The organism is Rhizobium sp. SEMIA4064, from assembly GCF_003025035.1.
GTDB classification, from domain to species: domain Bacteria; phylum Pseudomonadota; class Alphaproteobacteria; order Rhizobiales; family Rhizobiaceae; genus Rhizobium; species Rhizobium paranaense.
On record NZ_PYJN01000013.1, the window covers coordinates 115,823 to 131,328 of the forward strand.

Genomic DNA, 15,506 nt, shown 5'->3' on the forward strand with positions numbered 1-15,506 from the left:
TGCATGGTTGAATCAGAAGCCCAGGGGCGCCTTCCCGGTATAGCCCCTGTCTCCGTTGTCGATATCGGATCGAACTCGGTCCGTCTTGTCGTCTATGAAGGCCACTCGCGGTCGCCGACCATTCTTTTCAACGAGAAAGTGCTTTGCGGCCTTGGCAAAGGCATAGCACTGACCGGTAGGATGGACGAGGAGAGCGTCGCGCGCGCGCTTTCAGCCCTGCATCGCTTCAAGGCGCTGTCCGATCAGGCGCGCGCATCGACCATCTATGTTCTGGCGACGGCCGCTGCCCGTGAGGCAAGCAACGGTCCGGAATTCATCCATCAGGCGGAATCGATCCTGCAGCGCAAGGTGCGGGTGCTTTCGGGCGAGGAAGAAGCGCGTTTTTCTGCGCTTGGCATCATCAGCGGCTTTTTCAGCCCGGACGGCATTGCCGGCGACCTTGGTGGCGGTTCGCTCGAACTCATCGACATCAAGGGCAAGGAGATCGGCAAGGGCATCACCCTGCCGCTCGGCGGCCTCAGGCTTTCGGAATATGCCAACGGCTCACTCGCCAGGGCGCGCAGCTTTGCCCGCAAGCATGTCAAAACGGCGAAATTGCTGAGCAATGGCGAGGGACGCACCTTTTACGCAGTCGGCGGCACGTGGCGAAACATCGCCAAGCTGCACATGGAAATGCGTAAATATGCACTGCACATGATGCAGGGCTACGAGGTGCCGCTGGACGAGATGATGCGTTTCCTCGATCAGATCAGCGAAGCCAAGGAATCGAAAGAGCCCGCATTGCTGGCCATCTCCAAGCATCGCCGCTTGCTGCTGCCCTTCGGCGCCGTGGCCATGCGTGAGGTGCTGGCGGAAATGAGGCCCTCCATCATCTCCTTCTCGGCCCAGGGCGTGCGAGAGGGCTACCTCTATTCGCTGCTGACCGAGGCCGAGCGCCATAGTGACCCGTTGCTGGTCGCCGCCGGCGAACTTGCCATCCTGCGTGCCCGCTCGCCGGAGCATGCTCGCGAGCTTGCCGAGTGGACCGGTCGCATGATGCCGTTCTTCGGCGTGACCGAGACGGAGGAGGAGAGCCGCTATCGCCAGGCCGCTTGCTTGCTTGCCGATATCAGTTGGCGTGCCCACCCCGATTATCGCGGCCTGCAGGCATTGAACATCATTGCCCACACGTCCTTCGTCGGCATCACCCATGCCGGCCGCGCCTTTATCGCGCTCGCCAACTACTATCGTTTCGAGGGCCTTCACGATGACGGCGCCACAGAACCGCTGGCGGCAATCGCCACACCGCAACTCGTCGAGCGCGCCAAACTGCTCGGGGGCCTGCTGCGCGTCGTCTATCTCTTCTCGGCTTCCATGCCGGGCGTCGTTCGCGCCCTGACATTTCGACGTTCGCCGAGCCCGGACCTGGATCTCGAATTTGTCGTCCCCGCCGAATACCACGACTTCGCCGGCGAACGGCTGGAAGGCCGGCTGCAGCAACTGGGCCGGCTGACGAATAGACGGCTAGCTTTCCGGTTCGAGTAGGAAAACCTTCTCCCCGTGGGGAGAAGGTCCAACATTTCTGTTATTTCGCGTTCAGGAAATCACCGACTTCAAGAATGCTGAACTCGTTGTCGTCTGCCTTGTCGACAGCGCGGCCGGCCGAGAAGGGCAGGTTATTGTCGTTGCCGATGATGATATGGGTGGCATCGACTCGGTCGACGTTTTCGATGGTAACGAAGGGCATGTCGTAAAAGCCTTCACCGCCGCCCTGGCGACGCTTGTGGTCCGGATCTTCGATGTGCAGTAGATCGATATAGCCGATCTTGCGGACAGCCTTGCCGGCATTGGCGTCGTTGAATTCGATCTTGTAGACGCGCTTCAGCTCGGCCGGAGCCTCGAAGCAATCCGGCTTCGGCTGCTTCGGATCGGCGCAGGCCTTGTCCTTCGTGCCGGCGCCGTTGTCGCGCTCGATCACCAGGGCCGTGGTTTCGTCGAGCATGTTGAAATCGCCGATCGAGGTGCCCTTGTCGGCAAACGGATAAAGCCAGCTATGGCCGGTCCAGCTCTTCGAGGCGACGTCGAATTCGATAACGCGGATTGCCGTATGACCGTCGACGCTCTCCATCTGACCGTCATCCTGATAGATCGCGCCTTCCAGCAGGCCGTAAAGCTTGGTGCCATCCTTGGACATGGCAAGACCTTCGAAGCCACCGGAGCGCCTCAAGTTGAAGGCCGGCATTTTCTGCGTCGGATTGCCGGGCAGTTGCAGCAGGGCATTGTCGGGAGACATGACCGGCTTGCCATTGAGTGTGGTCGGGAAAACGTCGGTCAGGTGGCCATTCGTGTCGAATTTCAGGAGGTAGGGACCGAATTCATCACCGATCCAGAAGCCCTCGGCGACCGGTTGGATCGACTCGATGTCGAAGTCGGCGCCGGTAAGATAGCGGGTATCCGTGCCTTCGAGGACGATCGGGAAGGGGGCCTTCTTGTTCGGGTCGGACAGGAACAGGTTCTTGACGACGTCGACTTTGCCATTGTTCCAGTCGAATTTGAGCTGGTGCAGGAAGAGCATGGCGTCGCTCGAATTCTGCTTGGAGCCGAAGCCGTTGTCGGTCAGCGTCCAGAAGCTACCGTCCGGCATCGCCTTGATCCCGGAAAAGCCCTGGATCGCCTGGCCGTTGAAAGGCAGCTTCAGATCGGTCACGCGGGCGCCGTCCTTGCCCGGAACCGTGCCGAGCGCCTCGGTGCGCTTGCGATCCGGCGTCGTGAACTTGCCGGAGGTCTTCAGGAAATCCGGTGCATCGGCCGGCGCAGCGATAATGGTGTTGGCCGGCAGAATGGCCTGCGAGGTCAGCTTGGCGGGAAACTGTGTTTCATCGGCATGGGCCGCGGCGGCAATCAGAACAAAAAGTGCCGTGGAAGCGAAAAGAATTCGGGTCATCGTGTCACGTTGTTGGCGGGGATTGGCAAACAACCCTCGCTTAACAGGCGAGCTATGGCGGTGAATTAACGTCCACGTGAAGCTTTGGTGACTGTGGACAACCGATAGAATGTAGGTTTTGGGCAATAGGCAACGGACGATGATGACTCCGTGCCTTACTGCCCGTTGGCTATCGCCTTCCGCGTCTGCTGTCTCGCCATATGCAGGGCAATCACCCCAAGCGTCTGGTCGCGGCCGCGAACGGCATGGTCGCCGAGGTCTTCCTTTGCGATGTCGTCGGGAAGCTCGATCCGTCTTGCAAGGTCGGCCGAGATCAGCACCTGGCGATCCAGCGTCTTGCATAGAGATTCCAGCCTCGCGGTGGTGTTCACCGTGTCGCCGAAATAGGCGATCTTGTGGTGGTCGATGCCGATTTCGGCAGTGACGATGCCGCCGCCATGCAAGGCTGCCCTCAGACGCGGCACCCTGCCATAGGATTTCAACCATGTTTCCGCATTCGCCTCGATATCGGCGAGGATTTCGAAAACGCAGCGAATGCAGCGCGCATTCTTCACGCCGCGTTGGAGCGGCCAGGTGATGATGGCGGCGTCGCCGATATAGTCATCGATCGCGCCCTTGTGTCGCCGCACCGGCTCAGCGAGCGCACTGAATACCGAGCCCAGGAATTGCTGCGTCCTGAGGTCGCCATGCTCTTCAGCAAAAGCCGTCGAACCGACGAGGTCAATGAAGAGAAATACACGCTCTTCCTGCACCGGATTACGATAGCGGCCGGTCAACAGGCTGAGGAAGACGTCGCGGCCAAGCAGTTCCCGCACGCGCCCGACGAAAATAATGATCGCGGTCACCATGACGGCATAGATGTAGACATTTATCTTCAGCAGCATGACGTCAGCCCAGCTATCCGTAATCAGGTGCAGGGATTTCATCAGGCCGCCGGCCATCGCAAAGCCGATGGCGATCAAGGCGAAATCGACGACCAAGGCCGAGACGATAAAGGCCGGCGTGGGCAGGCGATGCATCCAATGGTTCAAGCGTGGCAGGATCATGCGGCGTTCGAAGGCAAGCGCCGGCATGCCGCAGAACAATGCATAGATTGCACCGATATACAGCGGCGCCTCGTGGAAAAACAGCCTGCCATAGAGGATGCCGCTGACGGCGACAACGGCCGCGGTCAAAATCCAGTTAAGCGCCGAAGGGAATCTTCCCATGCTGCCGATCCGCCAAGAGCCGGCGCATGCCCCCAAACCAGGATTGGTTTGAGAAAAGACCCGTGCGCCATCGAATATGTGATTGCGCTAAGGGCCCATTCTGTCGGATGTGCGGCACAATCGCGTTCGCAACCAGCATCGCTATTTTTGGATGGCACGCAACCGCCAAATCGTCGGCATCGTCGCGTGTCCGCCAAGGTCGTTGGGGCTACAGGCTGACCGTCTCGACCCGCTTGCCGACGAAGCGCAAGGCCACCTGGCCCTGGATAAGCTGCAGCGCCGTATCGCCGAAAAGATCACGTCGCCAGCCGGTCAGGGCGGCCACTTCCGCTTTCTCACCTTCGGCGGCGATCTTGTCCAGATCTTCGCTGTTGGCGATGACCTTCGGGGCGACGCCGTGTTTCTCGGCGATCAACTTCAGCAGAACCTTCAGCAATTCGGCCGCTGCGGCCGTGCCTTCCGGCGCCTGCTGATGACGCGGCACATGCGGCATCTCGGCCTTGGGCAATGCCAGGGCCTGAGTGATTGCCTCCAATACGGCAGCGCCGGAGGCGGATCGCTCCCAACCCTTCGGGATCGTGCGCAGGCGTCCCAGCGCTTCCATGTCCTTTGGCTGCTGCTGGGCGATTTCGTAGATGCCATCGTCTTTCAGCACGCGGGCGCGCGGCACGTTGCGGGCGCGCGCCTCGCGTTCGCGCCAGGCGGCGACGTATTTCAACACGGCCAGTTCCTGCGGCTTGCGCAGCCGCATCTTCAGCCGCTGCCAGGCATCATCCGGATGCAGGTCGTAGGTTTCGCGCGCTTCGAGGATCGCCATTTCCTCAAGCAGCCAGGAAGCGCGGCCTTCGCGCTCGAGCTGCTCCTTCAGCGAAAGATAGACATCGCGCAGATGGGTGACGTCGGCAAGCGCATAATCGAGCTGTTTCTCCGACAGCGGCCGGCGGCTCCAGTCGGTAAAGCGCGAGGACTTGTCGATATGGACGTTCTTGATGCGGCTGACGAGCTGATCGTAGGAGACCGAGTCGCCGAAGCCGCAGACCATGGCGGCGACCTGCGTGTCGAAGATCGGATGCGGGATGAGGTTGCCGCGATTGAAGATGATTTCGATGTCCTGGCGTGCGGCGTGGAACACCTTCATGACGGCGGGATTGGCCATCAGCTCAAAAAAAGGCTTCAGGTCCAGGCCCTTGGCCAGCGGATCGACCAGCACTTCGGTCGTGGGGCTCGCCATCTGGATCAGGCAAAGCTCCGGCCAGAAGGTCGTCTCTCGCAGGAATTCGGTGTCGATGGTAATGAATTCTGACTTGGCCAGCTCTTGGCAGGCCGCCTCCAATTGGGCGGTAGTTTCGATCATCTCAACACATTCATGGTAAAATAGTTCGTTAACCTTCCTTCTCCTTTCAACCGGATATGTCAATACGTCGAAAGGGGAAGCTCCGGGCTGACACCGCTTTTAAGTATAATCGCTGAAAGCATATAGCTTGCATTGCGCGAGCATAGGGCACGTTTGCGACCATGGTTAAGCTACACGCACATAACTGGTCATGCCCGTCTTCTGATGTTCGATGATGTGGCAATGCAACACCCAGTCGCCGGGATTGTCGGCGACGAAGCCGAGCTGCACCTTTTCATTGGGCTGGATCAGGTAGGTGTCGGAGACGAACGGCTGCACCTGGCGCGTCGAAGAGGAGAGCACGGTGAAGCTCATGCCGTGCAGATGAATCGGATGCGTATGCGGCGTCACGTTTTCCATGTCGATGACATAGCTCTTGCCGAGCTTCAATTCGGCGAGCGGCGCAGTCGGATCGGACGAGTCGCCCGGCCATGGCACCTTGTTGATGGCCCAGAAGCTGTAGCCTAGCGAGCCGCAAATGCTGTTGTCGGCGGTGTTCTCCGCGGTAGCGCTGAGGATCAGCGGAATATGCGCCGCCGAGCCGATATCGGCCTTGGCGACTGGATTGTCTTCGAGAGGCGCCAGATCGCGAACATCGCGCTTCAGCGAGCTGCCGACCGAACGTAGCGTCGCGAGCACTTTCGGATCGGTGCCCCTGATATCCTCCAGCTTGACGATCGCGCCTTCGTCATCGGGCATGCGCACGGCCAATTCCAGACGCTGACCAGGCCCGAGCTGCAGCAAGTCGAGCGGGAAGCGCTGCGGCACCGGATTGCCGTCGATGGCGATCACCGTCGCCTCGGCTCCATCCACGCGGAAAGAATAGATGCGCGTGACGTCGGTGATGGCGAGGCGCAGGCGCACCAATCCGCCGGAGGGCGCGTCATATTGCGGCTGCTGCTGCCAGTTGGCCGTCCGCACCGTCCCATAGGTGCCCGACTTGGCGGTATCGCGCGGGCGGAATGGAGCAATGAACTGGCCGTCGCCACCCAGCCGCCAGTCGCGCAGATTGAGAACCAATTCCGAATCGAATGCCGGGTCCTTCGGATTTTCCACGACGATGATGCCCGTCATGCCGTGTCCCATCTGGATCAGTGTATTGCAATGCGGATGATACCAGAATGTACCGGCGTCCGGAGGCGTGAAGGCGTAATCGAAGTGATCGCCGGTATAGACGTAAGGCTGCGTCAGGAAGGGCACGCCATCCATCTTGTTCGGCAGGCGGATGCCGTGCCAGTGGATCGTCGTCGGATCGTCGATGCCGTTAATCAGGCGAGCGGCGAAGGGCTCGCCCTTCTTCATGCGCACGACCGGCGGCATGCCGGCGTCACCATAGGTCAGAACATCCTTGGTCGCTCCGGCATCCATCAAATTGGCTTGGATCTTCGCGGCCTTGAACACCTGCGGTTCCGGCGCCGCTACCGCTGTGCCGCCAAACCTGCTGGCGATGCCAAGCCCCACACCATAGGCACCGGCAACGGCGGAGGCTTTCAAAAGATTGCGGCGGGTAAGGATGGGCATGTGAGGCTCCGAGGGCGCGGGGGTAGGTAAGTCTGTTTAAAGTTGACTGTGGTGTTCAGCAATAGCGCTGGGGTGGCTGAATTGCCGCATCCCTACCTCCGGCTGTCGATGTTGCGAGTTCACGAAAGCAGCTTTAAACCGACTCGCAGGCGTTCGAGCCTTGACAAATCAGGCGCACCATGCGCTTTTCCGCCCGATTTTCTCGTCGGCAGGCGAGGGGCTTTCGTCCGCATTCGCCGCCGTCCGCCAAGTCCAGGATATATACTATGCATCGCTATCGCAGCCACACATGCGCCGCCCTGCGCAAGTCCGACGTCGGTTCGACCGTCCGCATCTCCGGCTGGGTTCATCGCGTCCGAGATCATGGTGGCGTGCTCTTCATCGACCTGCGCGATCACTATGGCATCACCCAGGTCGTCGCCGATCCGGATTCTCCGGCCTTCAAGCTGGCCGAGACCGTGCGCGGCGAGTGGGTCATCCGCATCGATGGCCTCGTGAAGGCCCGTACCGAAGACACGATCAACAAGAACATGCCGACGGGCGAGATCGAGCTTTACGCGCAGGAGATCGAAGTGCTCTCCGCCGCCAAGGAATTGCCGCTGCCGGTGTTCGGCGAGCCGGACTATCCGGAAGACGTGCGCCTGAAGTACCGCTTCCTCGATCTGCGTCGCGAAACGCTGCACCGGAACATCGTCAAGCGCACGCAGGTTATCTCCTCCATGCGCCGCCATATGGGCGAAGTCGGCTTCACCGAATACACCACGCCAATCTTGACGGCATCGTCGCCGGAGGGCGCGCGCGACTTCCTGGTGCCGAGCCGTATCCATCCCGGCACGTTCTATGCCCTACCGCAGGCGCCGCAGCAGTATAAGCAGCTCCTGATGGTCGCTGGCTTCGACCGTTACTTCCAGATCGCGCCGTGCTTCCGTGACGAAGACCCGCGCGCCGACCGTCTGCCGGGCGAATTCTATCAGCTCGACCTTGAAATGAGCTTCGTCACCCAGGAGGACGTCTGGAACACGATGGGCCCACTGATGACCCAGGTGTTCGAAGAGTTTGCCGAAGGCAAGCCGGTCACCAAGGAATGGCCGCGCATTCCTTATGACGAAGCCATCCGCAAGTATGGCTCCGACAAGCCGGACCTGCGCAACCCGATCGTCATGGAAGCCGTCACCGAGCATTTCGCCGGCTCCGGCTTCAAGGTCTTCGCCAACATGATCGCCTCGAACCCGAAGGTGCAGGTCTGGGCGATCCCGGCCAAGACCGGTGGCTCGAGAGCGTTCTGCGACCGCATGAACGCCTGGGCGCAGAGCCAGGGCCAGCCTGGCCTCGGCTATATCTTCTGGCGCAAGGAAGGCGAGAAGCTCGAAGGTGCCGGCCCACTTGCCAAGAACATTGGCGAGGAGCGCACCGACGCGATCCGCACCCAGCTCGGTCTCGGCGATGGCGATGCCTGCTTCTTTGTCGCCGGCGATCCGGACAAGTTCTACAAGTTTGCCGGCGAAGCCCGCACCAGGGCCGGCGAGGAACTGAACCTGGTCGACCGCGATCGTTTCGAGCTTTGCTGGATCGTCGACTTCCCGTTCTTCGAATGGAGCGAAGAAGAAAAGAAGGTCGATTTCGCACACAACCCGTTCTCGATGCCGCAGGGCGGTCTTGAGGCGCTCCAGAACCAAGATCCGCTGACGATCAAGGCCTTCCAATACGACGCCGTCTGCAACGGCTTCGAAATCGCCTCAGGTTCGATCCGTAACCAGTCGCCGGAAACCATGGTCGCCGCCTTTGAAAAGGTCGGGCTCAGCCAGGCTGATGTGGAAGAACGCTTCGGCGGCCTCTACCGCGCCTTCCAGTACGGCGCGCCTCCGCATGGTGGCGCTGCCTTCGGTATCGACCGCATCATCATGCTGCTGGTCGGCGCCAAGAACCTGCGCGAAATCTCGCTGTTCCCGATGAACCAGCAGGCGCAGGACCTCTTGATGGGCGCTCCCTCAGCGGCAACGCCGACGCAATTGCGCGAACTGGCGATCCGCCCGGTGCCGCCGGTGAAGAAGGACTGAGGTCTCTACAGGCTTCGATGGACATACAAAACCCGGCGATTTCGGTCGCTGGGTTTTTTGTTGATCATCAAGTTCAGCCAATGGCGGCCGCATGGGGCACATGAAAAACCCGGCGACCGAAATCGCCGGGTTGCTGATGATCAGGATCGAAGCTTCGATCAATCGTTGGACGAAACCTTGAGGCCGATGACCTGCGGGATCGACTGCGGAGCGCCCATGGCGGCGCCGATGATCATCGGCAGCGGCACCGGCTTGTCCGGCGAAGCCTTGACCGTCAGGCTCTTCGGGTTGTCGAGATAGGCGCTGACGGCGGCGGAAACGGCGTTCTGCAGCTCCGGAATGTTGAGCTGCGCCATCATGATCGGCGTCATTGCCTTCAGCGTGTCGGCCAACTGCTTGCCGGAAACGCCCTGTTGCTTGCCGGCAAAGTCGAGCACGCGGGACGTGATCGAGCTATCGTCGAAGCGGATTTGCGCGCTGTTGAAGGTTAGCTGCTGCATAAGACCGAGCATGGCAAGACCGGCGGATTGCTGAGCATCCTGCTGGTTTGGATTGGAGCGAACGGTCTTGAGCGCGTCCTGAAGCGACTTGGCGAAGGCAGGCGTATAGCCGGAAAGGCTGAGCGCGATGTTCAGCTTGCCCACATCCTTGAAGTCGAAGGAATATTCGGTGATGTCGATCGTACCCGGCGCGATCTCCCAGCTACCCTTCATAGCGATCTTGCCGTTGAGCTGCTGCAGGTTGAGCTGGCTGATCGCTTCTTTGGCCTGCGGATCGTTGACCTTGCTGAGGTCGGCCTTGACGCCGTTCACCTGGGCATCGAAGTCGACACCGGACTTGTCGGCGCGCTTGTTCATCGTGGCGTCGGCGTTGGCGATCGAGAAGACCTGGGTACCGTCCTGGGTGAAGGAGAGGGAGCCGGCATGCGCGCTCTTGTAGAACAGCAGCGAATCGATATCGCCCTTGTTGACGTCGGCCGGGATTTCGATCCCATTTATCTTGAGGTCGGAAGCTGCAATGGTGACGCCGTCCTTGGTCGTGGCAACGTCCGGAAAGGCGATCTGATCGACCGTGTAGCCACCACCCGCTTCTGTGACGCCGGTCATTGTGACGTCACCCAGCTTGACGCCATCGGACGCGCTGGCCGCTTTGACGCTGATGCCTTTCAGCGTCACCGTCGTACCGCTGACATCGATGCTGTCGGCCGCGATGGAACCGCCTTGCTGAGCGTAGACGTCATTGATCTTCTTTAGGAGATCGTTACCGTCGAGCGCAAAGGCGGAGCTGGCGAAAGACAGTAAGGCGGCACTGGACAGCATCAGCCGTGTTGTCCGATAAAAAGTCATGGTGGCTTTTCCTCATTGAGCTGGTGTAGGCGGGTGTACATATTTAGCGTGTACTGCCGCGAGTTATATTCACGTTCGCCTAAAATTCCAATGGCAATGGCGATGGCAAATATATGTATGAGAATTGTGTCTGACGTTACGTCAAATCATGTCTGAACTGAGACGTCATCCACAAGTGCTTTCCACTGATTTCTTGCCGGGAATCGGCTTCTCCGCTAGTCAAGGGCCATGGGACAAAATCTTTTACCGCCCGGTGGCGGCGACGATGACAGCATTCTTCCGGTCGATCTCAAGGCCGCGCTCGAAGAGCGCTACCTGGCCTATGCTTTGTCGACGATCATGCATCGCGCCCTGCCGGATGTTCGCGACGGCCTGAAGCCGGTCCATCGCCGCATTGTTTATGCGATGAGCGAGATGGGACTGCGCCCCACCGCCGCCTTCCGCAAATGCGCCAAGATCGTCGGCGAGGTGATGGGTAACTATCACCCGCATGGCGACCAGTCGATCTACGACGCGCTCGCCCGCCTTGCGCAGGATTTCTCGCAGCGCTACACGCTGGTCAACGGCCAGGGCAATTTCGGCAATATCGACGGCGATAGCCCCGCCGCCATGCGTTACACTGAATCCAAGATGACGGCGGTCTCCGAACTGCTGCTCGAAGGCATCGATCAGGATGCCGTGGATTTCCGCGATACCTACGACGAGTCGAATTCCGAGCCGGTCGTCCTGCCCGGCGCTTTCCCGAACCTGCTCGCCAACGGCTCCTCGGGCATCGCTGTCGGCATGGCGACCTCCATCCCGCCGCACAACGCCCACGAACTTTGTGATGCGGCCCTGCACCTGATCCGCGATCGCGACGCGACCGTCGAAAAGCTGGTGGAGTTCATTCCCGGCCCGGATTTCCCGACCGGCGGCATCATCATCGACGATCGCGACAGCATCATCGAAAGCTACAAGACCGGCCGCGGCGGCTTCCGCGTTCGCGCCAAATGGGAAACGGAAGATCTCGGCCGCGGCGGCTATCAGATCGTCATTACCGAAATTCCATTCCAGGTGCAGAAGTCGCGGCTGATCGAAAAGATCGCCGAGCTGCTGCTGGCGCGCAAACTGCCGCTGCTTGAAGATGTTCGCGATGAATCCGCCGAGGATATCCGCGTCGTTCTCATACCGAAGAGCCGCACCGTCGATCCGATGATCCTGATGGAATCGATGTTCAAGCTGACAGAGCTGGAAAGCCGCTTCCCGCTCAACATGAACGTTCTGTCCATGGGCCGCATCCCGAAGGTCATGGCGCTGAACGACGTGCTGAAGGAGTGGCTGGATCACCGGCGGGAAGTTTTGCTGCGCCGCTCGCGCTTCCGGCTCGCGGCAATCGAAAAACGCCTGGAAATCCTCGGCGGCTTCCTGATTGCCTACCTCAACATCGATGAGGTCATCGCCATCATCCGCGAGGAGGATGAGCCGAAGCCCGTCATGATGGAGCGGTTCGGTCTGACGGACAATCAGGTCGAAGCGATCCTCAACATGCGGCTGCGCTCTCTGCGCAAACTCGAAGAATTCGAGATCCGCAAGGAATTCGACGGCCTGACCAAGGAGAAGGCCGATATCGAGGCTTTGCTCGCTTCCGAAGAAAAGCAGTGGCAGACGGTCGCCTGGGAAATCGGCGAGGTGAAGAAGAAATTTGCCAAGGCGACCGAGATCGGCCGCCGCCGCACGCAGTTCGCCGAAGCGCCCGAAGCCGACGATGCTGCGATCCAGCAGGCGATGATCGAGAAGGAGCCGATCACCGTCGTCGTCTCGGAAAAGGGCTGGATTCGCGCGCTGAAGGGTCACATCTCCGATACGTCGACGCTCACCTTCAAGGAGGGCGACGGGCTGAAGGTGGCATTCCCGGCGCAGACGACCGACAAGATCCTGATCGTCACCACCGGCGGCAAGGCCTATACGCTCGGCGGCGACAAGCTGCCCGGCGGCCGTGGCCACGGCGAGCCGCTGCGCATCATGGTCGACATGGAAAACGATCAGGACGTGCTGACTGCCTTCGTCCACGATCCGCAGCGCAAGCAACTGGTCGTCTCAACCGCCGGCAACGGCTTTATCGTGCCGGAAGTGGAACTGGTCGCCAACACCCGCAAGGGCAAGCAGATCATGAACTTGACGACACCGGATGAGACGAAGCTGCTCGTGCCGGTCTCGGGCGATCACGTCGCCGTCGTCGGCGAGAACCGCAAGATGGTGGTGTTCTCGCTATCGCAGATCCCGGAAATGTCGCGCGGCAAGGGCGTGCGCCTGCAGCGCTACAAGGATGGCGGCGTCGGCGATATCAAGTGCTTCGCCATCGCCGACGGCCTGACATGGGAAGACAGCGCCGGCCGCACCTTCACCAAGACCAAGGACGAGCTGATAGAATGGCTCGGCGATCGCGCCTCGGCCGGCCGTACGGTGCCGAAGGGCTTCCCCAGAAGCGGCAGGTTCTCTGGCTGAGGTCAGTAGGGCAAAATCGAGCAATCGACCCGGTAGGCCGATTGCAGCGAGGAATGCTCTGAGCGAAAGCAAAAGATCTGGAATTGGCTGCCGCAATATGGAGTTCGTTACCCCGCCGCCGCCATTCTTGCCCTGACACGCACCTGCCATAACGAATGCGCTGCCAGCGCTAGAATCAGCACCAGTCCGCCGGCGAGCGTCATGTTGCTTGGCGCTTCGGCGAAGATCAGCCAGACCCAGATCGGAGCCAGGATCGTTTCCAGCAGATAGAACATCGCCACTTCCGGCGCCGAGAGAAAGCGTGTGCCGGTGGCGAGGCACCAGAAGGAGAGGGGCATCAGGATCGCCCCATCGAGCAGGATCCAGCCGGGATGATCGATCACGATGCCCGAAGGCATGACATGGTAAAGTCCCACTGCAGCCGGGATAATGGCGGACAATAGAGACGCGAAGCCCATATCCTTGCGCGAAGCTCTGGCGATCGTGATGGCGCAGGCGATGGAAAAAGAAGCAAGAACCGACAGCGCATCGCCGAGGAAATGACCGCCCTCCATGCCATCCCGCACGATCAGGCCGACGCCAAAGATCATTGCGATCATGGTGACGATGGTGGAAAGAGCGGGGCGCTCCTTCAGGAAAATCCAGGAGAGAAGTGCCGCAAACATCGGATTGAGAGCGATGATGAACACCACATTCGCCGCCGTCGTATAGTAGATGGCGAGGAGAAAGGTGATGGTCGTCAGGCCGTAAAAGAGGCCGACGGGAAGTCCGATCCAGCCCGGCAGCGTGTTGCGCAGCGATCCTGTAACCCGGCGGATGACGACCAGAGCGATAAGCGCCACGACGATCGTCGCAAGGCTGCGCGCCGACAGCACGGACCAGACATCGCCGCTCGAAAGCCGAATCAGCGGGATGTCCATCGACAGCGTGAGCCCGCCGATGGTGGCCAGCAACAAGCCTTTTCTGTGATCCGAGAGATGGGAGACCATTTAGCGAGAGGGATCTTCGCTGACATCGGCGGGATTGAAGCGTTCCCAGCCGCGCGGGGTCAGATGCTCCTGTGGCTGAAACCGTGTCTTGTAGTCCATCTTGCGAGAGCCCTTGACCCAATAGCCGAGATAGACATGCGGCAGCCCGAGCGCCTTGGTCCGCTTGATATGATCGAGGATCATGAAGGTGCCGAGCGAACGTTGGTCGAGATCGGGATTGAAATAGGAATAGACCATTGACAGCCCGTCGCTCATCACGTCGGTCAATGCCGCCGCCAGCAGCTCGCCTTTCGGCCGCTGCTCCAGCCCGGAGCCTTCTTCGCGCCGGCGATATTCGATGATGCGGGTGTTGACGTGGGTGTCCTCGACCATGATCGCATAGTCGAGCACGGTCATGTCGGACATGCCGCCCTGCTGATGGCGATAATCGAGATAGCGGCGGAAGAGGGAATATTGCTCGCTGGACGGCTGCGCCGGAAATTCGGTGGCGATAATATCGCTATTGGACGACAGGACGCGTTTCATCGACCGGCTGGGCTCGAATTCCTGAGCGAGAATGCGAACGGAAATGCAGGCGCGGCAGGATTCGCAAGCGGGGCGATAAGCGATGTTCTGCGAGCGACGAAAGCCGCCCTGGGTCAATATATCGTTCATTTCCGCTGCGCGCGGCCCGACGAGATGGGTGAAGACTTTACGCTCCATCTCACGCGGCAGGTACGGGCAGGCGGCCGGTGCCGTCAGATAAAACTGCGGGGATGGCGTCGACTGCGTGTTCATCTGCCGTTGATCAACCTTCCATTCGGCATTCGACTTCTCACAAGCATGGCCCAAGTTTAGAAAACGTCAACTATGTCCTTCGTCCAAGGTCATAGTTTCCCAGCTTCTTCAGAAACAAGCGGGCTTCGTTAGGGTGATAGGGTGGACAACCAAATCGTTGGTACGACGTTGAGCGGAATAGCCAAGGTTACGCCGTTCGGACGATGACCGTGCCGAGGAGCAGGTCATGCACCAGCCGGCTGCGTTCGATGAACAGGCCTGCAAGCAGGATGAGCGGCGTCAGGACGGAGTTCAGGATCCAGAACAGCGCCAGATGCACGATCGCGGTCAGAAAATCCATCCGCCGGCCGTCTATCCGCACCATGGCGATGCCCATGGCGCGCATGCCGAGCGAGGCCTGATGCGGTCCGCCGAGCGTCCAGCCGAAATAGAGGCCCGCAACGATGAGAAAGAGGGCAGGGTAGAGCACGAAGCCCAACCCAAGCGTCAGGATCGAGACAAAGAACAGCACAACCGCGGCCGGTATGCAGAGCAGGCCGACGATGACATAGTCAAGGATGAAGGCGAAGATGCGCCGGCTCAGCACACCGCTATAGGCGCGCCAGTCGTCCGGTGCTGCATAAAGCGGGGTTGGGTTCAGGCTCATCGTCTTTCTCCTTCGCGCATAACCCCTTCAATCGTTCCGATTTAAGGAAAGGCTGATGCGCAGTTAAAGATTCCCATTGCGACTTTTGTGCATCCAGCAGGATGCGCGGCGCAGTAGGAAACATTTGCCGAACATATGGTGTGAGGTCCGGCAAATGCAATA

Annotated in this window: 11 protein-coding genes; 3 read left to right on the forward strand and 8 right to left on the reverse strand. The window is 60.1% G+C overall.

Translation table 11 applies throughout. The annotated features are described in order from the left end of the window. Positions 1-3: 3 nt before the first annotated feature. Positions 4-1,524 (forward strand): exopolyphosphatase, encoded by a 1,521-nt coding sequence (gene ppx, locus C9E91_RS07110; protein ID WP_107107659.1) that lies wholly within the window; start codon positions 4-6, stop codon positions 1,522-1,524. Positions 1,525-1,564: 40 nt separating this feature from the next. Here the strand turns inward: ppx and C9E91_RS07115 are convergent, their stop codons facing one another. The 4 genes from C9E91_RS07115 to C9E91_RS07130 form a co-directional block, all read right to left on the reverse strand. Continuing rightward, positions 1,565-2,923, reverse strand: a complete 1,359-nt coding sequence (locus tag C9E91_RS07115; protein ID WP_107107660.1) for an esterase-like activity of phytase family protein — start codon at positions 2,921-2,923, stop codon at positions 1,565-1,567. Between the two features lie 155 nt (positions 2,924-3,078). After that, the gene (locus tag C9E91_RS07120; protein WP_107107661.1) at positions 3,079-4,131 is read right to left on the reverse strand and encodes an adenylate/guanylate cyclase domain-containing protein; all 1,053 of its coding nucleotides are present in this window, start codon (positions 4,129-4,131) and stop codon (positions 3,079-3,081) included. Positions 4,132-4,339: 208 nt separating this feature from the next. Continuing rightward, positions 4,340-5,485 (reverse strand): ribonuclease D, encoded by a 1,146-nt coding sequence (rnd, locus tag C9E91_RS07125; RefSeq protein ID WP_107107662.1) that lies wholly within the window; start codon positions 5,483-5,485, stop codon positions 4,340-4,342. A gap of 165 nt (positions 5,486-5,650) precedes the next feature. Further along, the gene (locus tag C9E91_RS07130; RefSeq protein ID WP_107107663.1) at positions 5,651-7,045 is read right to left on the reverse strand and encodes a multicopper oxidase family protein; all 1,395 of its coding nucleotides are present in this window, start codon (positions 7,043-7,045) and stop codon (positions 5,651-5,653) included. A gap of 266 nt (positions 7,046-7,311) precedes the next feature. Here C9E91_RS07130 and aspS point away from each other — a divergent pair, with 266 nt between their 5' ends. After that, positions 7,312-9,102: an aspartate--tRNA ligase gene (gene aspS, locus C9E91_RS07135; protein ID WP_107107664.1), complete on the forward strand. Its 1,791-nt coding sequence runs from the start codon at positions 7,312-7,314 to the stop codon at positions 9,100-9,102. A gap of 158 nt (positions 9,103-9,260) precedes the next feature. Here aspS and C9E91_RS07140 read toward each other — a convergent pair whose 3' ends face one another. Continuing rightward, positions 9,261-10,448, reverse strand: coding sequence for an aq_1923 C-terminal domain (locus C9E91_RS07140; RefSeq protein WP_107107665.1), 1,188 nt, complete (start codon positions 10,446-10,448; stop codon positions 9,261-9,263). 228 nt (positions 10,449-10,676) lie between these two features. Here C9E91_RS07140 and parC point away from each other — a divergent pair, with 228 nt between their 5' ends. Beyond that, positions 10,677-12,932, forward strand: coding sequence for a DNA topoisomerase IV subunit A (parC, locus tag C9E91_RS07145; RefSeq protein ID WP_107107666.1), 2,256 nt, complete (start codon positions 10,677-10,679; stop codon positions 12,930-12,932). 107 nt (positions 12,933-13,039) lie between these two features. Here parC and C9E91_RS07150 read toward each other — a convergent pair whose 3' ends face one another. From C9E91_RS07150 to C9E91_RS07160, 3 genes are all read right to left on the reverse strand, one after another. Then, positions 13,040-13,921: a DMT family transporter gene (locus tag C9E91_RS07150; protein ID WP_107107667.1), complete on the reverse strand. Its 882-nt coding sequence runs from the start codon at positions 13,919-13,921 to the stop codon at positions 13,040-13,042. Then, a complete protein-coding gene (locus C9E91_RS07155; RefSeq protein ID WP_107107668.1) occupies positions 13,922-14,698 on the reverse strand; it encodes an arginyltransferase in 777 nt (258 codons plus the stop codon). It lies immediately after the preceding gene. A 187-nt stretch (positions 14,699-14,885) separates the two neighbouring features. Continuing rightward, positions 14,886-15,344 (reverse strand): RDD family protein, encoded by a 459-nt coding sequence (locus tag C9E91_RS07160; protein ID WP_107107669.1) that lies wholly within the window; start codon positions 15,342-15,344, stop codon positions 14,886-14,888. Positions 15,345-15,506 lie beyond the last annotated feature (162 nt).